This window comes from Legionella maioricensis, from assembly GCF_023618015.1.
GTDB classification, from domain to species: domain Bacteria; phylum Pseudomonadota; class Gammaproteobacteria; order Legionellales; family Legionellaceae; genus Legionella; species Legionella maioricensis.
In genome coordinates, this window is record NZ_JAJKBJ010000004.1 from 188,200 (window position 1) to 214,400 (window position 26,201).

A 26,201-nucleotide genomic window follows, 5' to 3' on the forward strand; every position below is an offset into this window, starting at 1 on the left:
AACTCCGTAAATCTGAATTTCAGCTAATTAATTTGCTCACCAACGACGTGGATCAATTACCTCTGTATCATCCGTAGATAAAGAAGGAGCAGTGAGTGGAACAGCACTGGTCCAGGCAGTAAGAATCTCTTCAAGATGCGATAATTTATCAACTCCAACAACACAGTAGCGTACGCCGGGCAGTCCTTTTGCAATACTTAAAGAGGCCTGCAAAGGAGTAAGTTGATGTTCATCACACCATTTTCCCCAGGCATTAATGCTGTTTGTTGCTTGTGGCAACTGTTTTGATGCTATCTCAGGGGCCAACAATAATATACCTTGGAGGAAAACGCTTCTCAAATATAACTCAACATTATTTATATTTTTTGTAGCGGTTATTCGCTGATCCAATGCATTTCCTGGTATTTGAGCTACCGCGATAGGAAATTTATTCTGCAGCAAAGCCAATTCAGAGGGCGAATAACAAGAGACTCCAAGTCTGATAGAAGAATCGGAAATTGCCTGGAAAGCAGCCTGCCAAGCAATAGTTCCGTGCTGCTCAAGTAAATCTTCACTTCGATGAAACAAAAGAGTGGTTAAACGCTCACCCAGACGCTCCCTGGATTTTTGAATGGAATGGGTAACAAAATGGGCTATCTCTGCAGAGCTCGACTCTTTAGGCAAAGCAGGAATCTTTGAAACCATTCTGAAAGGATACCCTTCCGTCAATGGACCGAGATTCTCTTCAATGGTGCCGTAAGCAGGAGCGGTATCCAGTACACGAATCCCATACTCCCAAGCTCTGGCAAAAATATTCTGTACCTCTTTTGTTGGAACTGGCTCACCACGACCTACAATTCCATACTTCATACCAAATTGTACAGTCCCCAAAGCTAACTCAACGTTGGGCGCTCTCATTTTTGCAAAACCTTAGTCAGTACCTCAATGATTTCGCCCTGTTGCGATTCTTGCAGCCCAAAAAATAAAGGAAGTGTGATGGCATTTGCATAATAGTTTTCTGCTTCTACGAAGCGCATTTTAGAAGAATTGATTTTTCTATAATACGGGTGAGTATGCACCGGTATATAATGTACATTAACCCCGATACCTGCTTTACGGAGATAATCCAGTAAAGCGTTCCTATCGAGAGGAGAATGCTTTACATCTACCTGAACCACATAAAGATGAAATGCGGAATAAGTATCTGGATGCTGAAACGGACGGACTAAGGGCAGATCAATTAGTGAACGATCATAAACAGATGCAAGATGCTGTCGTTGCGTAACAAATTGTTCCAAACGTTCCAATTGACTGAGTCCCAGAGCTGCTTGTATATCGGTCATCCGATAATTAAAACCAAGATCAATTTGCTCATAATAAAAAGCACCTTGCGATTTATCCTGGATTTGCTGCAGGTCACGTGTAATTCCATGAGCACGCAAGCGCTGCATCCGCTCCGCAAGCATGGAATTATTAGTGAGTGCCATCCCACCTTCGGCGGTAGTAATAATTTTTACTGGATGAAAGCTAAATACGGTGATATCACTATAACGGCAATTTCCAACAGGCTGGCCTTTATATCGACTTCCAATTGCATGTGAGGCATCTTCAATAATTTTAAATCCATACCGTTGTGAAAGGGCATGAATTTCAGCCATATTACAAGACTGACCAGAAAAATGAACAGGAATAACTATTTTAGGGAGAGTACCTGAACGCTCTGCCTGTTCTAATTTAAGAGTAAGTGCTTCAACACTTAAATTATATGTAAGGGGATCAATATCGACAAAATCAACTTTTGCTCCGCAATAAAGACCACAATTTGCAGAGGCAACAAAAGTGTTAGGAGATGTCCAAAGCCAATCGCCTGGACCTAAATCCAAAGCCAGACAAGCAAGGTGCAATGCACTGGTTGCAGAATTAACTGCAACCGCATATTGAGCCCCCACTTTACTGGCTACCGCTTGTTCAAAGCGAGGAACCATTGGACCCTGTGTAAGCCAATCAGATTGCAGCACTTCTACTACTGCAGCAATATCGGCCTCTGTAATATCTTGCCGACCATAAGGAATCATATCATCTCTGCTAATTCGTTAAATTTAATGATTTCTTCCACACTCAAAAAATGCTCATTTTTACCTGAGTTATATTCAAAACCCTGCTCTACTGCACTACTCTGCTCACCAATTTTATTTGGCGAAAATTTATTATTATGATCAGTAAATAAAATAGTAGGCGTTATAACAAAATGATCTCGAAACTCTAATGTCAAATGAGAATCATCTGCAGGACACATAATCTCATGAATTTTCTCACCAGGTCGAATACCAATGATTTTTTGCTTTAGATGAGGAGCCATGGCAGTAGCCAAATCAACAATACGGACAGAAGGAATTTTCGGTACAAAAATTTCACCGCCACTCATTCGTTCAAAATTTTTAAGAACGAAATCAACTCCCTGCTGTAAGGTGATCCAAAAACGGGTCATACGAGAATCAGTGATAGGCAAATGATCCGCTTTTTGCTCAATCAATTTTCGGAAAAAAGGCACTACCGAGCCACGAGAACCGACTACATTACCGTAGCGAACTACAGAAAAACGTGTGCGATGACCTCCAGCAATATTATTTGCCGCAACGAACAATTTGTCCGAGGCAAGCTTGGTGGCGCCATACAAATTAATGGGATTAGCTGCTTTATCAGTAGATAGGGCAATGACCTTTTCAACTTCAGCTGCCAAGGCGGCCTCGATAACATTTTCCGCGCCATGAATATTTGTTTTGATACATTCCATAGGATTATATTCTGCTGCAGGCACTTGTTTAAGCGCCGCTGCATGGATTACATAATCCACACCACGCATGGCCATAGTGAGGCGCTCTCGATCGCGAACATCACCAATAAAATAGCGCATACAATCATATTTCGTATCTGAAAAAATCTGAGCCATTTCATATTGCTTGAGCTCATCTCGAGAATAGACTATTAGTTTTTTCGGCTGATAACGATTCAGAATAGTCCGAACATATTGATTTCCAAAGGAACCACTACCACCAGTTATAAGAATTGATTTATTATTAAACATAACTTTTGCTCGATCTACCTTGTAGTTTGGCTAAATGCCAACTTTATTCCGTTGTATTTTGCAAACGTTGCACGAATTTTATGTCACGATTTCAAAATTTCTCTTATTTAAATACTCTGTATTATTTCATTTCTACAAAGCCGGTCGTCTTACACACTACCACTCTGCGATATCCTTTACTTAGAGCTACATTTTTCTTTTGAACTAGACAAGTTAAACTCGTCAAATAAATTGAAATTCAAGCGCAAATGTAGTCAAAACAGCCAAATATGTCAAGAACTAACTGCCTCAGGCCTGGATCAACTCCTCGTCAATCTTACTAGAAGCAGCAATACTATTTCAGCTTAATAATGTGCTTTTATGCCCAACATGCTGCGGCTTGTTCCGCATTGTTGCGCCAATTAATTCCAGTATATCTACGTCCCGGGGCTTGTCCACGGGACGTGGAAAGATGAGACATCCGCCTTTGACTCATGAAATAGTCCTCACTCATAAGCGGAAGCTCTCAGGAGTCACAGAATCAGTTTCAACAGCTCCGAATGTCAAATGACCCAAGTCCCTGAAGCGTCTACGACAATATATTTTTGGCGCACATTCACGGGAATTTCTTTAAACATCTTATGATTCACCAGCATTAATATAATATCTGTTTCTGCTAATCCTTGCTCCACTGTATTAAGTTCGGCAATCCCCGATAATTCTGGTGGAAGCGTGTCTATATATGGTTCCACTACTTTAACAGGGCCAGGATGGCTCAACGCAATTTCTTTGGTTATTTCTAAAGCCGGACTTTCGCGTAAATCATCAATATCCGCCTTAAAGGCTAAACCAAAACATGAAATAGTCACATCTTTAGCTGTTTTTTCCGGATGCTTCTGAAGGAACTTAGAAACTGCCAGGTGAACCTTTTCAACCACCCATTCTGGTTTACTGTCATTAATTTCACGTGCGGTACGTATCAGGCGAGCCTGTTCAGGCGATTGGCTTACGATAAACCAGGGATCTACGGCGATACAATGCCCCCCAACGCCTGGGCCAGGTTGAAGAATATTGACTCGTGGATGCAGATTGGCAAGTCGAATCAACTCCCACACATTAATATCTAACTTATCACAGATAAAAGATAGCTCGTTGGCAAAAGCAATATTAACATCGCGAAAACTATTTTCAGTTAACTTGCACATTTCCGCAGTACGAGAATGAGTAACAATGCATTCGCCTTCGACAAAAATTTTATATAATTGTACTGCCGCAGCAGAGCACTTTGGAGTCATACCACCAATAACGCGATCATTTTGTACTAATTCACGCAAAACATGTCCAGGTAAAACACGTTCGGGACAGTATGCAATTCGAATATCGGAATCCTCTCCATGAGATTGCGGGAAGGTGAGGTCCGGTCGCGCACTGGCAAGCCACCCAGCCATCTGTTCCGTTGCGCCAACCGGAGATGTGGATTCGAGAATGACTAAATCACCCTTTTTTAAAACTGGTGCAATCGATAGACTGGCTGCTTCAATATAACTTAAGTCTGGCTCATGCCCTTCTTTAAAAGGAGTTGGTACTGCAATAAGGAATGCATCGGCAGATTCAGGATGTTGGGTGGCACGAAGGTACCCCTCAGTGACTGCTGCATGCACTACGATATCAAGCTCAGGTTCTATAATATGTATCTCGCCGCGATTAATCGTATGAATGGTTTCTTCACAGACATCCACACCAATTACAGACAACTTACGGGAAGCAAGCACTGCTGCTGTAGGTAATCCTATGTAGCCAAGACCAATTACTGACACCTTTGAAAAGGGAAAATTATTTAATTTTTGTTCTAACATGGTATGTTTTCTTTCCTATAACAGGAGGTATTTTTTTCAACCGGATAAACAAAAGGATTAGATAAAACAACAGTCCTGTTTCTGGAAGTTAATTGCGAAATAACCTCGGCAATACGCTCTGATGCTTTTCCATCTCCATATGGATTTTGCGCACAACTCATTCTCTGATACAACTCATTATTTGTTAAAAGCAAGGCTACATTTCCTACAATTTTTTCAATGTCCGTTCCTACCAGTTTTACTGTACCTGATTCAACGGCTTCCGGCCTCTCGGTGATATCTCTCATGACCAGAACAGGTTTGCCAAGTGAAGGAGCCTCTTCTTGTATCCCTCCAGAATCGGTAAGAATAATATAAGCAGATTTCATAAGGTACACAAACGGCAAATAATCAACGGGCTCAATGAGGTGCACATTGGAAATATGACCAAGTAATGATTTGACTGGTTGTTGCACATGGGGGTTCAAATGGACAGGATATACAATATCAATATATGGGAAGAGCACTGCAATCTCGGCCAATGCCCGACAAATACGTTCAAATCCCTCACCAAAGTTTTCCCGTCGGTGGCCGGTCACTAATATAAATCTGCGCTCTGGACTTAAAAAAGGGAATTCTGAACTTAACTTGCAAGAAAGCGCAGAATCCTGGTCTATTTTATCGACCATTTCATTCAGGGCATCAATAACCGTATTACCCGTCACATAGATTGATTCAGGCGCCACCCCTTCGCGCAGAAGATTTTCACGCGAACATTGGGTGGGCGCAAAATGAGCAACTGCTAATGCGCCAGCTAATTTACGATTAGCTTCCTCTGGCCATGGAGAAGTCATATCCCCCGTTCGAAGACCCGCTTCAATATGTACAACGGGAATACGATGGTAATATGCAGAAAGAGAGGCTGCCAAGGTGGTTGTCGTATCGCCGTGAACTAAAACAAAATCAGGTTTGTATTGTTTAAATACTTCGGCTAACCCCATGAGTATTTTTGTTGTAAGACTGGATAGATCTTGATTAGCGGTCATTACCCTCAAATTAAAATCTGGTTTTATCTCAAATAAGTTAAGAACCGATTCCAGCATTTGCTGATGTTGCTCTGTAACACAAATTTTATTACAAATTGTATTCCGGGCTTCAAGTTCTTTGATGAGGGGAGCCATCTTAATGGCCTCAGGGCGAGTGCCAAAAACACATAGTGTGTTAACAGTCATAATCATCCAATTTAAAAATTAACACGAAGACTGATGCTTAAACCTAAAAAATATAGTCTGTGGTGAACCGTCAGTATAGGGCAGATTAAAATAAATCAATCTTAGGACATTGAAGTTCACTGCAAGATATAAAACATCATTTTCTGCGAAAGTATTTTCACATAAGTTATCAGTCTTGTCATTAACAATTCCTTTTTTGGAATATCCAAATGACGATTAGAACGGGCTTTTTTGAATCTAGAAATTATAGAAAGGAATTTTGAGTTCGTCCCGAGCATTTTTAAGTACTCGGAACTGGATGAACTGCGAGGAAATCAATTTATACTGTTTCTTCAGAACCATCAGATTCTTTTTCTTGTTGTATACGCAAATAAATTTCTTCACGGTGAACAGAAACATCTTTTGGTGCATTAATACCTAAGCGAACCTGGTTACCCTTCACACCCAATACAGTGATGTTAACATCATCACCAATAATCAATGTTTCACCTATACGCCGAGTCAATATCAACATGACTAAATCTCCCTAACGATGCAGCTACCTACTTCTCCATAGAACGCTTCCATGGTGTTCTTAGCAGCTACTAAATGACTAAAAATTAAACAATATTATTGTTTGCATCTTATTTTACACGCTGATTATTAACAGAGTATTAAGAAAATAGAGATTTATATTTTTAATTTAGCAAAAAATATAATTTTTATGAGGAAAAATTCCTGTCAAAAAACCTAAATGCTGTCTGTTAACTCCCTTTAAAATTATTTTCCATGAAAAATATATCAATAAAATCAATGTAATACAATTTAAAGTTCAAAGAGCAAAATAGAAATGCCTCCGCTGCAATACCTAAAATCAAATAAATAAAAAAATTTAAAAAAAATTAAGAGCTATTTGACATTTGTTTTCAAACCTACGTCCCGCGGGCAAGTCGCGAGACGTCAATAATACTTATAAAATGAATAAAAGCCTAAATTTTTATGCGTTGAAACATAGGAAAAAGCTTTTCAATCGAATAATAAATTAAAAACATAAAGCCTAATTGCAACAGCAACAACATAGCTGCATTAAATAATGTGGCTTGCGATAATAAAACCAGAACTAAAAAAAAGCTATTTATCAACAGTTGACCTAATAGAATAATCCGTGAATCCACCCCAAACTGTTTCAAACGTTGATATGCGTGTTTTCTATGAGGAGTAGACCATTTTTCTTTATTTATAATTCGCCGCAATAGCGTGATGGTTGCATCAAAAAGGAATAAACCATTCAGCATGAGCCAATATAAAATTGGAATTTGATATTTTTGTTGGGCGATTAGAGCAATACAAAAAATAACCAGGCCTAAGGTAGCGCTGCCTATATCCCCCATAAATAATTTTGCTGGTGGGAAATTAAAAATTAAAAATCCAATCAAACTAAAAATAAAAATAAGACAAAAATCCTGATACATCATGGCATGGTGCAAACTAAACAAGAGAGCATAGGCAGCAAATAAGAATAGGGCTTGAGATGCGCAAAAGCCATCAAGTCCATCCATAAAGTTAAAATGATTAATAGCCCAGAGTACGCCAAAAAATAAAAAAGGAATAATCAAATACTGGTTTGTAACAGTGAATACAACAAAATCCAATTTATCTGGCTTCATAAAGAGCGCTATTAACAAAGCCACTAGTGATTGAATCAAAAACCTGGGTTTAACGGTTAAATGATATAAATCGTCTAAAAAGCTCACCGTAGCTAATAATATAATACTGATTACAAAAATATTATGTTCGCCCAAAGGGGTTTGGGTAAAATAACAAATAAATGGCAATACCATTAATGGCAATCCAATAAAAACAATCCCTCCTCCTCTAATAGTAGGAGTCGAATGAAGTGATCGCTCATTAGGCTTATCCATCAAACTCGTATTTTGGGCAAAGACACAAAACACTTTAGTCAGAGCAGCAGAGAGAATAACCAAAAACAGACTAAGAATTAGATTCATATTTATACCATTTTACGGTCCGACCTAAGCCCTCAACCGAACTGACTGGGGGGGTCCAACCTAATTGTGACTTTATCTTGCTGTTACTGACTTCTAAAGAGCCCAAAAGTCTGGTACTTAAGTTTTTCAAACCCAATAATTTTAAAGAAAGGGTTAGTAAATTAACCGGTACAGCAAGCAATCTGACCTTTACCTTCATTTCCTTAGCGATTAAATCCATTAAATGAGCTAAAGACAATGAGCCGTCATCGGCAACCAAATAAACCTGGTTTGCAGCTTCAGGAGCAGCAATAACGGCACAAAGTGCTGAAATCAAATTATCTATATAAATAAAACTGCGTCTATTTTGTACCTTCCCAAAAGGTAAAGGCAAACCTTTATCAACCAACTTGAGCATTTTTAAAAAATTAGCTTTAACCCCTGCGCCATAAATTAAAGGCGGTCTAAGTATAACAATTTGCATCTTTGTACTTTGGCTAATGGAGTGTAAATACTGTTCTGCTTCCAACTTACTTTGTCCATAGGGATCTTCTGGTTGAGCGATGCTTTCTTCTGTATAGGGACACCCTTTTGCAGTAGATTCGCCATTAACTTTAATAGAACTCAAAAATATAAATCGCTTCACTCCATGTTTAGCAGCTTGTTCCGCCAGACTTTTTGTTGCAAGACTATTAACCTTGCAATATTCATCCAAAGAAGATTTTGATTTTTCCTGCATTATATGGACCCTGGCTGCAAGATGAATAATCGTATCTATTCCTTGAAGCACCTCACTCCAATCCTTTTGATTTTCTAATCTATCAATGACTGCTTGTTCCGTTTGGAGATAATCAACCTTGCAAGATACCGCACAACGCACCTCGTGCCCCGCTTCAAGAAGAGCAGGTACCAGGCTTCGGCCTACAAACCCTGTAGCTCCTGTAACCAATATTTTAGCCATTATCCAATCCAAATAAGTTGATAAACTTTAGATAAAACTATTTGCGGAAAATTTTACACGAAATTCATGAATACTCACGATCTTTTCGATAATAATTGATACCTTAATGAATACAGTTCCTGTTCAAGAGCTGTACTCAAGCGTCATTAGCGCGCCCAAAAAAAATACACAACAAAGGGCAAATGCCAATATTTTGCCTTAATTGTAGATTTAAGGTACAATGTAGTTAAGTCCATCTAATATAGCAATGCGGGTGACCAAATGGGAAAACGTACTAATACAAAGGCAGTGAATGAACGAACTGGCATAGTCAATAGCAGCATCACCTCTCGTTATAAAAAATTAAAGGGCGATATTCAAGCTGCTAAAGAGGGTCGCCTGAATCTTGAACAATTAAAGCATTTGATGGGCGAATTAACAAAACCGGTCAAGATATCAGATACGGTATCTGTTGAAATAGAGGATTGCCATCCCTCTACAGGCCGATACAAACGTGCATTACCCAAGGGATACCTAACTGACACCACTAAAATTTCAAAAATAATTACTGAAGCCGAAGAAGTTCAGGCGAAACAAGTACAATTAAAGTCAGTTAAGCCTGTAGATTTAGAAATCCCTGATCCTGAAAAAATGAATGAAAATATGTTCCTTATGATAGAAGAATATCTTGCTCATCCGTCTAAAAAATTAGCATCCAAAATAAAACAATTTTCTCATGACTTAACCAATCTGGCTTATGAAGAAGCTAAAACAAAATTTCCTCCTGGTAAAAAAATTGGCGCCGATGAATATGCTCCAATTATATTGGAGAAAATAGAAGCCCAAGCCGAGGAGGCCATGTCTTATTCCATACGGATGATTAGAAATGGCGCCTACGATCCAGAAACTGATGACATTGATAAACCTTATATTTTTAAAGTAAGCAAAGACCAACAGGAAAAGGTTCGGGAACTGACTGATCAATTAATGAGTGAAAAAAAGCATCCTGAAGGGCTTATTTTTGCCTTTGGCGGTTATATAGAACGTCGTTCAGCAAGTAAATTCAGTCATCTTGAAGGAAAAGAAGCAACAGCTTACGATCATAATGCGAAATTATATCTAAAAGCTAAAGAATTAGTAGAGCGCGGAGAATATCAGGTTGCTGGAATTGTTATGCAAGGATGTAACCAAATTAAATCTGAACTGAACTCTTCTCTAGATCAACAACAGAAATTCAGTAATATCAAACACATTCTTATAGAACTTCGCGATAATCCTAGAGTTCAAGAACATCGCGGCACCTTAAAAACAATCATAGTTAATTTTTTATTAATGGCTTCTGGAGTGGGCTCCATTTATTTAGCAGCTACTATGGAACAAAGAGGCTCCTTTTTTTATCGTCCACAAACAGATACAGAGAATAAAGCAGAAGATTTTGAAAAAGATATGGATAAAGAAGGGCCTACGCCACCTTCATCTCAATAAGGTATTAGACCTCTTGCATAACAACCCGGTTGGCCCAATAGGCCAACCATGCCAAAGAAAACTCATAATGGGCTAGTAGAAGTTAAATTGCAGAAATAACGCAGTATTTCGATTTGTAATCTATTTATTATAAACAGAATTATTAAATATTATGCATTTCATCAAGGAACATTGATGTTCAAAATAAACCAAATATAACAAACAGCAAACAACAAGAACTATTAATGCACAAAAACAATCAGCTTATTAAATTTTCTCTTAAACATCAGTCGCAAATTTCACCCATTTAGAGATATACTTGAAAAATTAAATAAAACAGGAATTTCTGCATGTCCTTGAAGGCCATGTATAACCAAATCGCTGAGAATTATGCTACCGCGAATCGCTTTGGTGCGATTAGCGAGAGTCATTTTGTTGCCATCGAGCAGATGAAGAAATTTTATTTAGGCATCAAGCCCCATTATAAAGTTCTTGATCTTGGTGTCGGCGATGGTGCTTTTTTGCAAAAACTTCATCATGTAATGCCGAAAGCAGATTTTACTGGCATTGATGTTTCCTCTGAAATGTTAAAGCGGGCGAGCGAAGCCCTCCCCTTAAAAACCATAGAAGGCAGTGCCGCAGAAGCAAGCCGTTTTTTGCCACCCCATAGCCAGGATTTAGTACTGGCTCATTTTATCAATGCTTACATCCCTATTAATGTTTTATTTGATGAAGCTAAGCTACTGACACGAGCTAATGGCTATTTTTCGATGATTACCACAACATATGATTCCTTCCCTGTTGCTCAGCAACAATTAGCAGAATTTGTTGCCCAAGATTCAATATTAAGCAGTGTAGTTGGACATTATTATAAATCCATAGTTAAAAATACGACGGTTGCAGCAAATCACGATGAATTAATGTTGGCTTTTAAACAACATCAGTTTGAGGTAATAGCTCATAAACGCTTAGAAATCCCAATTACTTTAAATAATATTGATGAACTGGCGCTGTTTGGAATTGAGGGAACGTGGTTTCTCAATAGTCTCTCCATACGCATGCTACCAAAATATTTTTTAATTCAAAGACTTAAACGTCTATTCAGTAAAATTTTTACTTTCCCTTATCATGACACTCACATAATTGATGTAGTCCTTGCCAAGAAATGATAATCTGATTTAATTAATAATGAACGTGAATTGTCATTCAGCCGATGCAACTGGAACAAGCCACATTTGGGAGATCCTTCGCTTCGCTCTGGGTGACGTTTCTTAAGTCAATGGCAGTGGACCTGAGGGATCACAAATAATAGATTAGCAGTACCCTCTTCCGCGAATTAAATCAGTTTATTACCTGTGTTTCTTTCGCAGGCGAGGGAGTATGGTACCAAACCCTCAGGGGCTCCAACCTACAATGATGTATTCGATACATTAAGAATGAGGTGTGAAAATGATTTCCCAAGCGGTTAAAAATTATCTACCTGAATTAAACCTTCGCCAAAAACAAACCAATAATATTATCTTCATTACCTTTTGGAGTCAGTTTTCCGTTTATGCGCTAAATACGGTATTAGTTTTATTTTTAACTCGTCCTTTAATAGCCCAGGGGTTGGGTTATAGTCAAGCCAAAGCCTATGCCTTTATAGGCGTAACTCAGGCAACAGGCTATTTGATGCCTATTCTAGGCGGGTATATGGCAGATAGCATCGTAGGGGTCCGGCGATCTATATTACTGGGTAGCATTATGCTGGCTTGTGCCTATTTGTTAGTGATGCTCAGTGGATTCACCATAGGCTCTATGGGAGACCAGTTATTTATTGCAGCTTTTGCTTTCATTCCGGCAACTAACTCTTTATTGATGGGCACTGCTTCAAGTATGGTTTCTCATATTTATTCAGACGATGCAATTAAAGCCAAATCTGCAATGACTTATTATTATATGGCAATTAATGTAGGGGGACTGTTAGCTGCATTAATTGCTCCAGTATTATTAGACAGTCGTTATGGACCTCTTTCCATACTCACGTTAACCTTTGTAGGGAAATCAATCGCTGCGTTAAATTTTGCCAAACGTTACTCCCTTTATGATACGGTAATATGGGGGAAAGATAAGTCCACATTTTCAAAACAGAAAATATTGCGTTTAACCAGTTATATTGCAGTTATTTATGCCCTTACCTTATTTGCTTATTCCCACGTTTATATAGCAAGCACTTTAATTAGTGTGGGTTGCACAGTAGGTATATTTTGGTTTTTAGCAAAAACAATGATGCTCAAAGGGGAAACACGCAGCAAACAAATGATCGCCCTTTTGCTGATTATTGAAGCAGTAGTATTTTTTATCATTTACAATCAAATGAACACTACTATTATTTTATTTGCCCAAAGCAACTCCAATCATAATTTATTGGGTCTGACTATCTCTCCGGCTCAGTACCAAATGTTAAATCCCTTATTAATTTTATTGATAGGCAGCCAACTGCCACGTTTTTATCGTTTTTTTCCTCGTTTTACCATTCCCTATCAATTTGCATCGGGAACTATGCTAGCCGGCGTATCTCTTCTGGTAATGGCCTTTGCCGCACATATCGCCAGTGAAGGAATAGTAAATGGCAATTACATCGCTTTAACTTACATCCTGATTACGATTGCGGAATTATGGGTCAGCGCAATAGGCCTTAGCATGATAGGATTATACTGTGATGGTCAAGCTATTGCTTTTGCAATGGGGGTTTGGTACTTAGCCAGCTCCATGGCCAATGCTATTTCAGGTAGAATTGCTGGCTGGGTTGCGATACCTGAAAACATTACCTCTCCTGTAGACAGCTTACCCTACTATAAAAGTTATTATTTAATTATGGGAATTAGTGCATTAGTCATTGGTATTCTTATGTATTATCTGGCCTTTCTTTTACAAAGAATAATGAAAAGAAAGGGCATAAATTTAGCATAAGTTAAAGGGATAAAGTGGAGGAGTAATTTTCTCCTTCGAAGGGTAATGAGTTTAAGAACGTGTCATATACGATATTGAGCTTGGTGCACAACGATTTAACTTGCTCTTCGTCTAATATTAACTCTTTACCCTTCACTAATACTTTAAGATAAGGGACGGTTGACGCAATAGAATTCGCCACAATATAACACATTTTAGGATCGGAACATCGGAACTTAAAAATCCGCTTAGCAGCATCCTGGGGATCAATTGCTATAGTTATTGAATTTATCCACTGCGCTCCTTGCAAAGAACTATTTCTCAACAGATCAATCCCGCGCAGATTTCTTCCAAAAAATGCTATTTGATTCTGAAGCGGGGATTGAGTTGGACGAGGCGGTCTTAAAAATTGAGTTATCTGAAATTGCAATTTATTCATTTTTTCTCTTATCATGAACAAATGTAATTCGCCATTATGCAGCTGCATAAAATTATTATGAAGTGTGGTAAGCTCCAAACCAATAATACTGGCAATTAAACTTTTAAGCGAAAATATAGGACAACTCCCCCCCTCCTGAAAAAAGTTTCTCTGATTAAAGACAGAACGTTGATAGCGTTTTGAAGGATCTAATGGATCTTGCGTATAATAAACTAAGGGGAATGGATAAGGTTGTCCGCTTAAAACTCTTTGTAGCTCCTTCAGCCTGAGCCATTCTTTTTCTTCATTGTTTGGACCGGTAGAATTATTATTTAAATCGAATTCGGGATAAAAGATTAATTGACGCTCTACACTAATTAATTCACTAAGAGTACCTATCATAGCCTGCTGATAGGCTTGTGGTTGTAGGTAAGGATTAATATCTAGCGGCACAAGTTGACCGGCCTTCATTATAAAAGGACTTAATTTGGTAATATAAGTTCCCATGCAGGTTTTATTAACCAGATCAATCTCATGACAACCATCCCCTAAATTATCTTCTATTTTATAATATTCATAAAAAAGGGGTTTATCATAAGGACCTGCTTTTTGACCATTTTGCAGAATACCTACTTTAATAATCCTGAAAATTGCTGAATGAGTTGCCACCCCTCCTCCCTGGAAAACCATCTCATCAGTCTCAGAATGCATCTGTGAGTCTGGAAGAAAACGCGGTGTAGAATCGTCGCCAAAGAGCATAGTGGCAGTATTTTGCTTAATTAGTGATAAAATATGCCCCTGTTCCTGGACTGGCAAATCGCTTAGAGTTGAGCTATTAACATGCTTCGCTTTGCTTGAATGATATAATCTAACGATATGGTCGAGAAATTTTGAATCCTTTTTCAAACTTTGTTTTAAATTTCCCATTTCATCGTATGCAGCGAGTATTGAAGCAGCGTAATTAAAATTTTTATATTCATATTCCGATAAATTGTCCCGGTTTATTTCGGCATAGACTCTTAAAGAAATTGCATAGACACTTGCCGCTTGCTCATCATAAAGATCGGAGCCATAATTGCTCGTATTAGAGAGGTCTTTGGATAAAAAATTCGCATAATCCAATCGTACTCGCAAATTATTTTTTTCTATTATCCCCAGCAAAGTCTGTAAATTTTTCATCTGATTTATCATTAATGAAGTCAATTGAGGATTATTGATTTCGGCATGCGGACTTTGATAATACAATTGCTTCAAATGTGATATAAAATGAGCAGGTAATTGCAGTGAATGTTTTTGAGATAAAACATTAAAACTGAATATGGGATTGTATGATTGAAATTTATTTAAAAAGCTATTCTGCTCTTCTAAACCTCTAAAAGTGATATGAATCGCTGAAGGTTCTTTGTATTCTTTTTCTTGTGTTGCGTTCAACCCTAATTTCGTAAAAAAACCATTTGACCATTGCCTAAACCCATTTGGATCCTCTCCATAACGCTGACGAAAAAACTCATACATTTTTTGTTTTAATTGGCGATAGATATTAAAAGGAATGATCATGCCTTGCAGGAAGAGAGAATTAATAACACTTCCCCCTATTTGAGCTATTCCAATATAATTAATGCACATACTAGGTTGAGCAGGAATAAATACATTATTTTGAATTTTTCCTTCCGTAAAATCTAAAATTCCAAACTCTTGAAGGCACCAATCTTTAAAATTCATTATGATCTCTTTGCAAAGTGATATTTTTAGTGCTTAGCTATAATCAAATAGTACTGCGTACGAACATTTTTTTGCGCAATAATAACACACGAAACTCAAAACATAACAAGCCATTCCAAAAAACAAGAGACAATTTGAACAAATTCTGATCTCATACTTAACCCTAACCCCACTACTAGTCCGGAGCGATAACCGACAAATCCCAACATTGCAAGCGCAGCGAAGCAATCCCGGACAGAATTGGCATGGCCTAAGGGGCTAAAGTTTTTTGAAATTCACACGGGATTACTTCGCGACGCTGCGCTAATACGAGCTACAATTGAAATAATTCATTAATAAGTGGGTGGATGGCCAAATGTCAAACAAGAATGCCTGTTAGGAAACTCTACCGTAACATAATATTACTTGGACTCATCCAGACCTAGATTATCACGCTTAAATACTCTATCCGCTCGATAACTTGAGCGAACCAGTGGCCCAGAAGCTACTTCAAAAAACCCTTTTTTCAATCCAATTTGTCTTAACTCGGCAAAGGTCTCTGGAGTTACATAACGAGCAATAGGCAGATGATTTTTAGTAGGTTGTAAATATTGGCCTAGAGTTAGAATATCTACATTATGAGCACGTAAATCATCCATAGTTTGGATAATTTCTTCATCTGTTTCACCTAACCCCAGCATTAAACTGGTCTTTGTTAAAACGTCAGGTCTGTATTGTTTCGCAAAAGCAAGGACATTCAATGTTTGCTGGTATCCTGCTCTATTATCTCTTACTGGATGAGTTAAACGCTCAACCGTCTCTACATTTTGTGCAAATACATCAACCCCACTATCTAAAAGTAAAGCAACATCCTTCTCTACTCCCTGAAAGTCTGGCGTTAAGGCCTCAACTTTAGTCTGGGGCGAACGTTTTTTAATGGCTTTGATCGCTTGAGCATAATGACTTGCCCCCCCATCGGGTAAGTCATCTCTATTTACTGAAGTCAAAACGACATAATCCAAGTTCATTAATGCAACTGTATTGGCTGTATTTTCTGGTTCTTGTGGATCAAGCCAACCCTGAGGATTTCCCGTATCTACTGCGCAGAAACGGCAAGCACGGGTACAAACCGCCCCCATAAGCATAATGGTTGCTGTACCATGAGACCAACATTCGGCAATATTAGGACATTTAGCCTCTTCACATACAGTCGCTAAACGGTGCTTCTGGACTTGTTCTTTGACCTGGTTATACGCCTGCGTAGTATGATTTACAATTCGCAACCATTTAGGTTTAGGTAAGCGCTCATGAGCATGGCCTGTTGACTTCACCCCATCTTTAATTGCTGTTACGCCATGTGATGTTTTATATTTCTGGCCACTTTCTACAACCACGGGAATATCAATCAGTTTACTCATGGTGACACCTGAAAAACAAAGAATAATGATGATCCCAAATCATAGCGTCAAGATCAAGTTGAATTTAACCAGGAAAGTGCGCGGAACTCCGTTATTATAAAATTTCAATGCGATTACGCCCTGCATTTTTAGCTTTATACATTGCATTATCTGCACGCATAAACAACGATTCAATATCATCATTTGCAATCACCGTAGTCAGACCAAAAGAAACGGTGACATCCACTTTTTTCTCACGATAAAAAAACTGACAGTCCTCAATTAACTTACGTAATTTCTCTAAAATCGATTGCGCCGACTTGGTAGAAGTATTCTCGAAAATGAATACAAATTCTTCACCTCCAATACGTGCAATAAAATCTGCACTGCGAATGGTTGACTTGAAAATCATAGCAACCTTTTTAAGCACTTTATCCCCAGCCAAATGACCAAAACTATCATTGATACGCTTAAAATGATCTATATCGCCTATGGCAAGTGAGAGTACTTTAGATTTCCGTTTCCAACGCTGCAATGAATCGATAATATGTTCTTGGTAAGAGTCGCGATTTGGTAAACCAGTCAGGCTGTCGTGATTAATGCGATACTTTTGAAAAGACAGAATATTCTTAATTTCTTCCGCATTTTGTTCTGATTCATACAATTTTTCTTGTAGTTCCATTATTTGCTTCTGATACTCTGTTTCCCGATTTTTTTCACTATCACGATAGTTTTTGATTCGATCCAGTATCATTTTAAGATTTTTTCTGACTTTTACAGACAACTCTTCAATAGTCCGGGAATTATCGAAATGATTCTTAATTTGATTAATATTATCCTGTATTCCGTGCTCCAATTGACGACTTTCATCTGAAGCCTGCTTATGGATATCTGCTGAAGCTTTTAAGTAAATATCAAAATCATGCAGTTGATTGGTTAATTGTTGTAAAAACCCCTTAAAACGATTCTGTTCCACATTAAATGCATCAACAACCAACTCAGTTAACCCATCAATAATTTTACTGAGCTCCTCTCCAGTTAACTGCTGTTCCAGGCTTATTTTAATATGTTCTCTTTTTTCATCCAAAGCATTAGGAATAGATAAATGATTGAGTAATTGTTGTAAACTTTCATTCACTTTAGTGCTAATTTCATGTGACGTTTTCTCTTGAGAACCATTCTGTTTGGATATTTCCTCCAAGTCTCGTATCACTGAAGAGACGCATTGAGAAAGCACTTCATTAAAATGAACCATAATCGCCTGGCTTTCTACTTCAGTCTCTAACATCCTCTGCAATTTGTTAACGGCTCTTTTCTCATGTGATCTTTTAGCCAAACGACCAATAGATTCAGTACCCTCCTTAATCAGATTTGTAAAGATTCGCGCCGTTTCTTCTTGTTTCTTTTGTAATTTTGCGGGAATTTTGGCTAAAGAACTAACTTTTTTATCTAATGCATCAGGATCAAACTCAGCATCCAGTTGGCTTTGAAGTTGAGTAAGCTGCTCGTCCATTTCATAATTTAGACCCGCTGAATTAACGATTAACTGATTGATAATATTTTTAAATGCATTAATTTGCAGTTGCATGTTGTCGCATTTAAGCTCATATCTGCTAATGGTATTAACAATCTTTTTCTTTAATTCTTGATCTATCATTTAAGAAGTCCTTTTTACAGTTTACTTGAGCTGTCTCTCTTTTATGACTTCAAGTAAAAGCTTCGAATGAGATCCATCACACAATGGCGGTTTTTTAGTTTGTTTGCAATTACAAAAATAAAGTTCTTCACTAAGATCTGCTAAATAGGTAATTGCTTTATCACCACAATCTTTCTTATCACAGAATGGTGGAGCCTTGCTTTTTCCACATCCACACCAAATGTATTTTTTTCCTTTTTCTACATCTATAGCAATGGGAAACAAATGTTTGTATTCTGACTCATCATCCATATTAGAGTTGTCTCCATAAACAATATATTATTTCTTCCTCTGCCATCAAGATTATTTTGTAAATCTAAAATAAAAATTAATTCTTACTCAGCTGCCCCTATGTTTTGTGAAGGACGATTAAATTTACTCAAAAACAAACCCGCGATAAGCACACATAATATTACAAATAAAGACAATATCAGATTTGATAAAGCCCAAGGATAGATTATTAAAAACAAACCTACAGCCATAATGTACAATAAGCCAATAGAATTTAATCGTTGCTTTAATTTTTCCAGATACTTAATCTTAATCAAAATCACATATAAAATAAGGGTGAGTATTAAAGGTACAAGATACATACTTTGGAAAGCCAGTTGATATAATCCAATTTTTTCATTCGATAGATGCTGATTATATAACCATTGCTGAAAAATAAAGGACCAGTTCATCAAACACGTTTGTTGATAAGCTTGTAACATCAATGCTAATAGCAAGGCCAATAAGAAAAATAAATGACTGACCGATCGCTTCCTATAATATTGCCCCGCCATATAAAAAGTGAATAACCCAACTAAAGCAGCAGGCCATCTTAACCACGGAAGTAATTCAAAAAAAGTACTGGTATAAACCTGTTGAATGAAATGCACCACCCCTAAAGCTAAAATAAATAAAGAACCTGCGATTATCTGTCCTTTACGGCTGTCTTGCATAAAAAGAAGGGCAAAAAATCCACCCAGACAAAATAAGGCGCAAGGATTATAGGCATCCATCAAGGCAATAACGGTAATGTATTTAACCACCGTGGGATTTTCTGTCATTCCCGAATCAAACAAATTGGCATTAGCCCAACGTCGTAACACACTAACATTCGCGGGAGTGAGCTCCCCTTTTTGTTCAATTTGCTCTTTGCAATAGTTAAGGGCGAAAAGAAGATCTTTTCCGGTTGTTTCATCTGTTGCAAAGCCAACCCATCTTGAATTACAAAAAAATACGGAAGGAACTGCGAAGTCACTCATTTGTTGATCGTTTAACAATTGATTAAATCGTACTAAAGCACTTTTATCTTTATCAATAATGTAACGGGTCACATGCAGCCAAGGAGTGCTGCCTTCTATTTCTCGAAAAAAAGCGTCTGCTTTATGACAATGATTGCAAGTTGAAGAAAGAAACAGTTCTACATTAAGAATGATCTTTTTATCAGCTTCCTGAGTGTACCAGCGGGGTGATGAGCTGCTTGCCCATACACTGGCACTGATAATCAAAAAAACTAATGACAATCGAAATACTGTCCACATAAGTATATTCGCTCATATTAAAAAGAATACTATAACATTCTGTTTTAATTTTGAGAAATTTTATGTTTTTCAAAGATCTAGGGGCGTTGACAATTCAATTTTTAAAATCCCAAGGTCGCAGCATAATCTCATAGCCATCAGATTAAGAAGATTTTCCTTACAGTATCTTGGTTGACTATCGATAAATATAGTTTTCCAAATGCTCTACTTCTCTTGCCTTATCCTCTAAGAGATGAAACAGCAAATCCCCTATGGATAAAATGGCTATAAATTCATTCTTTTCACAGATTAATACATGTCTTCGCTTCGTATCCGTCATGACCTGCATTGCCTTCTCAACCAAATCATGAGGACTAAGTATCGTTACTTTGGTAAAAACCACATCAGAAGCTTTTGCTGTATTTATATCTATACCCTTATGCAAGCAAGAAAGAAGTATATCTCGCTCACTCACTATACCAATAAATTTATCGTGATCGTCAAGGACAACTAAAGCGCCGATATTATTTTCTGCCATTATATCAATACATTTTTTTACAGAGTCAGCAGTCTTAATATAAACAATTTTTCTAGGCGGTCTTGGTAACACGCTATGAATTAGGTGAGCCATTTCTCTCTCCATGAAAATAAATTAGTACCATGTATTGTATAAATATAGCACAAATAACCAGTCTAAATGGGATACTCTGTTCTTAATTATTCGTAGGGAGATGTGATACCACGGAAGGATGATATGCAAACGAGGCCATTTTCAAAAATTTAAAAACTGCCTCGTTATTCTTAGATATTTAGGGCGTGATAATAATTCATTTGCCCATGTTTGTTCTACTAGTTAACTACACGCCATGAACCGTCAGCCTGACGACATGCTTTACCATAAATTTGTTGATTTTTACCACCAATCATTGCTCTGGTAATATACTCGCGACAGGGCTGTTGTGCATGATAATAGGTTCTGGTGGGTTGTACAGTGTAGCGATATCCTGTGTCTGGATTAGACCAAACAACGGCTCTACCTGTTGGTGCCGTTTCCAAAGCACGTTGCATTTCAAGTCGGTCTTGTCTATCCATAGTCTTACCAATTTGACCACCTAAATAAGCTCCTAGAAGAGCTCCACCAGCCGCAGCCATCACTTTGCCAGAGCCGCTGCCGAATTGACTACCCAGTAATCCACCAACCACACCACCACTGATGGTACCGACGCCTTCATTATTCATCGGCGCACAGCCAACTAACAAAAACGACAAAGATAACGATGCAACAGTTAATTTTTTCATCATATATCACCTGATTTAAGGGTTACAAAACCGGTTGCCATTCTACCATCACGATCAGTTATTATCCATAGGTTAATTTTGGCGCACACGTCCAGTAATTTGACAGAGCAATTCATACCCTATGGTACCTGCCGATGAGGCGATACGCTCAACAGGAATATGTTCTCCCCAAAGTTCAACGACATCACCGACCTGAACATCGGGATGATCCGTTAAATCAATAGTTAACATGTCCATAGATACTCTACCTACTATCGCCACTTCACGATCTTTTACCCATGCAGGAGTATTGGCTGATATATGTCTGGGATATCCATCACCATAACCCGCTGCTACAACGCCAATAACTGAAGGTTTATTACTTTTCCAGGTACCGCCATAACCAACTTGCGCCAAAGGGGGATTACGGTGGATCGCAGTAATTGCAGACATAAAACGCATCACAGGAATTAAACCTAACTGCGCGGCACTTTTATCAGCAAAAGGAGAAACGCCATAAAGCATAATACCTGCTCTTACTACATCAGCATGAGCTTGCGGAAAAGCAATAATTGCTGCTGAATTTGCCATACTACGCTGATTAAATCCTGATATCTCAATATTTTGAAACGAGGAAATTTGTTGAACATTTTCAAGTTTTTCAGGCTCATCCGCACAAGCCATATGGGTCATTAAAGTAATCTCTTTGTCGACCCAGGAACAGGCACGTAAAGCATCCATTATTTCTTGTAACTCATGAGTTTTAAAACCCAACCGATTCATCCCCGTATTAACCTTAACCCATACTTGAATTGGGTGAGGCAAACGGGTATTTAAAAGCCATTGTACTTGTCGTGTATTATGAAGAACACAGCCAAATTGGTATTGCGCGACGGTATTATACTCATCCGGACTAAATACTCCCTGATAAAGAATACAATGAGTCTTACTCCCCAGCGCCCGAATAGCCAACGCCTCCTCGAGACAAGCCACGCCAAAAGCATCTACTTGTCCGTCTAATACAGGCACTACTGCGCCCACGCCACAGCCATAAGCATTAGCCTTGACCATAGCCACGACTTTCTTATTTGGAGCAAAACGTTTTATTTGTGATAAATTATGTATTAAAGCACCAGGCTCTATAAATATTCTGGTAGGTCTTGCCACCTTAATCTACCCCTTGATAACCATTAAAAGCCAAATCTTCGAATCGCGTAAATTTACCTATGAAGGCTACTCGCACTTTACCAATAGGACCATTTCTTTGTTTAGCAATAATAATTTCTGCAGTTCCTTTGTCAGGGCTGTCCTCGTTATACACTTCGTCCCTATAAATAAAACAGATTAAATCCGCATCCTGCTCAATAGCTCCTGACTCCCTCAAGTCTGACATTACCGGCCGTTTATCAGCACGTTGTTCAAGACTTCGATTTAACTGTGACAAAGCAATGACAGGAACCTGTAATTCTTTCGCCAGAGATTTAAGACTTCGTGAAATCTCGGAGATCTCTGCTGTTCTGTTATCAGCACTAAATCCAGGTGCTTTCATTAACTGCAAATAATCCACTACAATGAGGCCTAAAGCACCATGTTCTTTAGCGAGACGTCGCGCGCGAGCACGCATTTCCGCCGGGCTTAATGCTGGAGTATCATCTATAAATAAAGGAGCTTCTGAAAGCATATGAACTGCGGAAGTAACTCGTGGCCAATCATCATCATCTAATTTACCTGTTCTGATTCGATGCTGATCAATACGGCCCAAGGAAGACATCATCCTCATCGCCAGGGAATCAGCAGGCATCTCCATGGAAAAAACAAGTACGGGTTTGGCCGCTTTAATGGCTGCATGCTCTGCCATATTCATTACTAACGTTGTTTTACCCATTGATGGACGACCGGCTACAATAACCAAATCTGAAGGTTGCAAGCCTGAAGTCATTTCATCTAAATCAGAAAGTCCCGTCGCAAGACCAGTGATTGCATCACCACTATGATATAACTGATCAATCTTTTCTACCGCACGAACAAGAATGGATTTAATATTTTCTGGACCACCATCACCAGCAGTTTGCTCGCCTATGGCGAATACTTTAGTCTCTGCAAGATCTAACAATTCAGGCACTTCTCTACCTGCTGGATTATAGGCAGAGTCAGCAATTTCAGTAGCTACTGAGATAAGCTGTCGCTGGACCGACTTTTCTCTTACTATATCAGCGTAGGCAGTAACGTTGGCCACACTTGGAGTATTGTTCGCCAATTCAAATAAATAAGCTTCGCCACCCGCATCATCCAATTCATTATGCGTTTTCAAAGCATCCAGCAGGGTCACTACGTCAAAGGGCTGATCCTTTTTGACCAAAGCAGAAATAGTTCTAAATAAAATTCGATGTTCCGTACGATAAAAATCAGCCTCGCATAATTTGGTACTGATTTTGTCCCAAACCTGATTATCAAGCATTAAACCGCCAATAATGGATTGCTCGGCTTCCGCTGAATGAGGAGGACGTTTTAAAGGATCAACTGTTTTTTTGGGACTTTGTAAATCTAGCATAGCGCAACACAATAGTTAAGTTAAAGAGAACGGAGGTGGTATTACATTTCACCCCGATAATAAATGATAACCATTGTAATAGTCTTTAAAAAAAAAGACACACCTATGTGTGTCTTTTTGCAACTATATTTATTAAGTCTTGGTTTATCTAACCCAAGTTTGAGTACGACCTAACATAGATACGCCAACATAGCCTCTGACATAAAGTTTATTACCTTGAAGAGTCATCTTGGCTTTATAAATTTTACCTGATTTTGGATCTAGGATAGAACCACCGCCCCAGACTCCATTACCTTGATCTTTTAATCCCCAGACAAAGGTCAGGCCTTGAATTTTTTTGCCTTTAAACCCACCCGGACACTGAACACAAATTCCTGTATCACCTGGTTGAGGATATACTTTAACGATAGTACCGCTTAGAGTGCCTCCTGATATAGAAATATGAACTACGGCTCTTTTTGCGCCGGTTTTATCATCAATTGTTGTCCATGTACCTGCAGGAGAGGCAGCAGCCAGTGCTAAAGGTAAATAACATACTGTTAAAACCAAACCACAAAGAACTTTCCATGCTTTCATAGATTATCTCCATTATTCCAATCACTTAAAGCATAATCTATGATCTCTGACTTTACCAATTTTTTTAATGCTCTTTTTTTATTAAAAATAAAATAAGTTAAACAGGAGCAAGTATGCCGCTACATTCTTCAGTTAATGGTGGTGGGATTGCACACCTCTTTTGGGGAAGATTGGCGGTGTTAAATATCTATGTCCTTTCAAAATGAACACCTCTGTAGCTTGCAATGATCTGGTGATGTATGGATTAATCATTCGAAACATTTCTAAGGCCTCACTATGACTAAATTAATAAAGAAATATTTTACCGGTCTTTCTAAAAATACGGTATTTCTTGCCTTAGCCAGTCTATTTTCAGATATTTCTACCGAAATGCTTTACCCTTTATTACCGGTCTTTTTAGTGCAGACACTTCAAGCAAGTGGCAGTGTAGTGGGACTTATCGAAGGTATTGCTCAAGCGACACAAAGTATTGCTCAGGGTTTTTCCGGTTGGTTATCAGATAAACTACAAAAGAGAAAGGCTATAGCTTTAGTGGGTTATTTATTAGCTGCAATAGCAAAACCATTAATTGGGGCCTCCACTTTTTGGTCAGATGCCTTAGGCGCACGATTTTTAGATCGACTTAGTGCTGGAACACGATCGGCTCCACGTGATGCACTGATCGCCTCTTCAGTAGCCAAGGAACATAGAGGAAAAGCCTTCGGTTTGGAAGGTATTGGTGATAATTTAGGAGCTTGTTTAGGCCCCTTACTCACTATTCTTTTGCTAACTTTTTTACAGGTAGATATTCGCTATATTTTTTATCTAGCGGTTATTCCTGGCTTTCTGGCTTTTTTTATGATTCTCTTTGTCAAAGAAAAATCAGTAAAAGTATCTTCAGAGGCCAAGTTAGAAATCAATTTTCGCCAGTTTCCCAAAGCCTATTGGAAATATCTGTTGGTAACCGCATTGTTTTGCCTTGGTAATTCCAGCAATGCTTTTTTAATTCTCCAAACACAAAATATGGGCATTTCATTAGAAACAACTATTGTAATTTATGCGGGATTCAATCTGGTAGCCGCGCTCATTTCTTATCCAACGGGCTTTCTCTCCGATGAATTAGGTAGAAAAAATATTCTCTTAGCATCGTTTCTCATTTTCTTCATCAGTTATATCGGTTTTGCTCTGATAAACAATGTAATCCTGATTGCCGTATTATTTATTTTCTATGGTCTCTATCAAGGAATATTTCGTTCCGTGGGTAAAGCATTAGCAACTGATCTTATTCCAGAACATCTTCATGCTAGTGGTCTTGGTTGGTATTCCACAATCATTGGATTATTGGAGTTAGTGGCGAGTATTGTTGCTGGTTTGTTATGGGATCATGTCAGTCATACAGCCGTATTTTTATATGGTGCAGTATTTGCCATCGTAGGAAGTATGGCCTTGTTATGGATGATTCCATCTGATCAAAGTAACGACCTTGGCAGGATCTAGCAGGTTGGACGATCTCATCTGCTTAAAAAGCGCAGCATACATCAGGTATGTGAGCATTTTTAACAAGGAGTTCGTTCAGGACGCGCCGAATCTGACCCAACCTTCCTAGTTAACACGTCATCCCGAACGAAATGAGGGATCTCCAAATGTGGGCACAATGCTCATCTCAGGAGATCCCTCACTTCGTT

Annotated in this window: 22 protein-coding genes; 4 read left to right on the forward strand and 18 right to left on the reverse strand. The window is 38.4% G+C overall.

The genetic code is table 11. The features are described 5' to 3' along the window. Positions 1 to 36: 36 nt before the first annotated feature. The 8 genes from LOX96_RS05695 to LOX96_RS05730 all read right to left on the reverse strand — a co-directional run bounded on the left by LOX96_RS05695 (position 37) and on the right by LOX96_RS05730 (position 9,038). Positions 37 to 897 (reverse strand): aldo/keto reductase, encoded by an 861-nt coding sequence (locus tag LOX96_RS05695; RefSeq protein ID WP_250421082.1) that lies wholly within the window; start codon positions 895 to 897, stop codon positions 37 to 39. Then, positions 894 to 2,054 carry a UDP-4-amino-4,6-dideoxy-N-acetyl-beta-L-altrosamine transaminase gene (gene pseC, locus LOX96_RS05700; RefSeq protein WP_250421083.1) on the reverse strand — a complete coding sequence of 387 codons (1,161 nt, stop codon included), beginning with the start codon at positions 2,052 to 2,054 and terminating at the stop codon, positions 894 to 896. Before pseC ends, LOX96_RS05695 begins: the two co-directional genes overlap by 4 nt. Beyond that, positions 2,051 to 3,064: a UDP-N-acetylglucosamine 4,6-dehydratase (inverting) gene (pseB, locus tag LOX96_RS05705; RefSeq protein WP_250421084.1), complete on the reverse strand. Its 1,014-nt coding sequence runs from the start codon at positions 3,062 to 3,064 to the stop codon at positions 2,051 to 2,053. Before pseB ends, pseC begins: the two co-directional genes overlap by 4 nt. 542 nt (positions 3,065 to 3,606) lie before the next feature. Then, positions 3,607 to 4,899 carry a UDP-N-acetyl-D-mannosamine dehydrogenase gene (wecC, locus tag LOX96_RS05710; RefSeq protein WP_250421085.1) on the reverse strand — a complete coding sequence of 431 codons (1,293 nt, stop codon included), beginning with the start codon at positions 4,897 to 4,899 and terminating at the stop codon, positions 3,607 to 3,609. Continuing rightward, positions 4,893 to 6,110 (reverse strand): non-hydrolyzing UDP-N-acetylglucosamine 2-epimerase, encoded by a 1,218-nt coding sequence (gene wecB / locus LOX96_RS05715; RefSeq protein WP_250421086.1) that lies wholly within the window; start codon positions 6,108 to 6,110, stop codon positions 4,893 to 4,895. The genes wecC and wecB overlap by 7 nt, the downstream gene beginning before the upstream one ends. Positions 6,111 to 6,429: 319 nt before the next feature. Beyond that, the gene (csrA, locus tag LOX96_RS05720) at positions 6,430 to 6,624 is read right to left on the reverse strand and encodes a carbon storage regulator CsrA (protein WP_250421087.1); all 195 of its coding nucleotides are present in this window, start codon (positions 6,622 to 6,624) and stop codon (positions 6,430 to 6,432) included. A gap of 454 nt (positions 6,625 to 7,078) precedes the next feature. Then, a complete protein-coding gene (locus LOX96_RS05725; RefSeq protein WP_250421088.1) occupies positions 7,079 to 8,098 on the reverse strand; it encodes an MraY family glycosyltransferase in 1,020 nt (339 codons plus the stop codon). Next, positions 8,082 to 9,038, reverse strand: coding sequence for an NAD-dependent epimerase/dehydratase family protein (locus LOX96_RS05730; RefSeq protein WP_250421089.1), 957 nt, complete (start codon positions 9,036 to 9,038; stop codon positions 8,082 to 8,084). Before LOX96_RS05730 ends, LOX96_RS05725 begins: the two co-directional genes overlap by 17 nt. A gap of 261 nt (positions 9,039 to 9,299) precedes the next feature. On the opposite strand from LOX96_RS05730, the gene LOX96_RS05735 reads away from it, so the two are divergent. The 3 genes from LOX96_RS05735 to LOX96_RS05745 all read left to right on the forward strand — a co-directional run bounded on the left by LOX96_RS05735 (position 9,300) and on the right by LOX96_RS05745 (position 13,433). Then, positions 9,300 to 10,502, forward strand: a complete 1,203-nt coding sequence (locus LOX96_RS05735; RefSeq protein ID WP_250421090.1) for a hypothetical protein — start codon at positions 9,300 to 9,302, stop codon at positions 10,500 to 10,502. 329 nt (positions 10,503 to 10,831) lie between these two features. After that, positions 10,832 to 11,650 carry a class I SAM-dependent methyltransferase gene (locus LOX96_RS05740; protein ID WP_250421091.1) on the forward strand — a complete coding sequence of 273 codons (819 nt, stop codon included), beginning with the start codon at positions 10,832 to 10,834 and terminating at the stop codon, positions 11,648 to 11,650. Positions 11,651 to 11,930: 280 nt separating this feature from the next. Then, positions 11,931 to 13,433 carry a peptide MFS transporter gene (locus LOX96_RS05745; protein ID WP_250421092.1) on the forward strand — a complete coding sequence of 501 codons (1,503 nt, stop codon included), beginning with the start codon at positions 11,931 to 11,933 and terminating at the stop codon, positions 13,431 to 13,433. 1 nt (position 13,434) lies between these two features. On the opposite strand, the gene LOX96_RS05750 is transcribed toward LOX96_RS05745, so the two are convergent. The 10 genes from LOX96_RS05750 to LOX96_RS05795 form a co-directional block, all read right to left on the reverse strand. Next, on the reverse strand, positions 13,435 to 15,552 hold the full coding sequence (locus LOX96_RS05750) for a hypothetical protein (protein WP_250421093.1): 2,118 nt from the start codon (positions 15,550 to 15,552) through the stop codon (positions 13,435 to 13,437). A 401-nt stretch (positions 15,553 to 15,953) separates the two neighbouring features. Further along, positions 15,954 to 16,949: a lipoyl synthase gene (gene lipA, locus LOX96_RS05755; RefSeq protein ID WP_250421094.1), complete on the reverse strand. Its 996-nt coding sequence runs from the start codon at positions 16,947 to 16,949 to the stop codon at positions 15,954 to 15,956. A gap of 94 nt (positions 16,950 to 17,043) precedes the next feature. Continuing rightward, complete coding sequence (locus tag LOX96_RS05760) at positions 17,044 to 18,585, reverse strand: diguanylate cyclase (protein WP_250421095.1); 1,542 nt, start codon at positions 18,583 to 18,585, stop codon at positions 17,044 to 17,046. A 21-nt stretch (positions 18,586 to 18,606) separates the two neighbouring features. Then, positions 18,607 to 18,876, reverse strand: a complete 270-nt coding sequence (locus LOX96_RS05765) for a CDGSH iron-sulfur domain-containing protein (RefSeq protein ID WP_250421096.1) — start codon at positions 18,874 to 18,876, stop codon at positions 18,607 to 18,609. Between the two features lie 83 nt (positions 18,877 to 18,959). Then, positions 18,960 to 20,153, reverse strand: a complete 1,194-nt coding sequence (locus tag LOX96_RS05770; RefSeq protein ID WP_250421097.1) for a hypothetical protein — start codon at positions 20,151 to 20,153, stop codon at positions 18,960 to 18,962. Between the two features lie 175 nt (positions 20,154 to 20,328). Then, a complete protein-coding gene (locus LOX96_RS05775) occupies positions 20,329 to 20,763 on the reverse strand; it encodes a CBS domain-containing protein (RefSeq protein WP_250421098.1) in 435 nt (144 codons plus the stop codon). A 218-nt stretch (positions 20,764 to 20,981) separates the two neighbouring features. After that, on the reverse strand, positions 20,982 to 21,431 hold the full coding sequence (locus LOX96_RS05780; RefSeq protein WP_348645830.1) for an RT0821/Lpp0805 family surface protein: 450 nt from the start codon (positions 21,429 to 21,431) through the stop codon (positions 20,982 to 20,984). 72 nt (positions 21,432 to 21,503) lie between these two features. Then, complete coding sequence (alr, locus tag LOX96_RS05785; protein WP_250421100.1) at positions 21,504 to 22,577, reverse strand: alanine racemase; 1,074 nt, start codon at positions 22,575 to 22,577, stop codon at positions 21,504 to 21,506. A gap of 1 nt (position 22,578) precedes the next feature. Then, a complete protein-coding gene (gene dnaB / locus LOX96_RS05790) occupies positions 22,579 to 23,961 on the reverse strand; it encodes a replicative DNA helicase (protein ID WP_250421101.1) in 1,383 nt (460 codons plus the stop codon). Between the two features lie 144 nt (positions 23,962 to 24,105). Next, positions 24,106 to 24,537, reverse strand: coding sequence for a DUF2147 domain-containing protein (locus LOX96_RS05795; protein WP_250421102.1), 432 nt, complete (start codon positions 24,535 to 24,537; stop codon positions 24,106 to 24,108). Positions 24,538 to 24,813: 276 nt separating this feature from the next. On the opposite strand from LOX96_RS05795, the gene LOX96_RS05800 reads away from it, so the two are divergent. Next, positions 24,814 to 26,013: an MFS transporter gene (locus LOX96_RS05800; RefSeq protein ID WP_250421103.1), complete on the forward strand. Its 1,200-nt coding sequence runs from the start codon at positions 24,814 to 24,816 to the stop codon at positions 26,011 to 26,013. Positions 26,014 to 26,201: the final 188 nt, after the last annotated feature.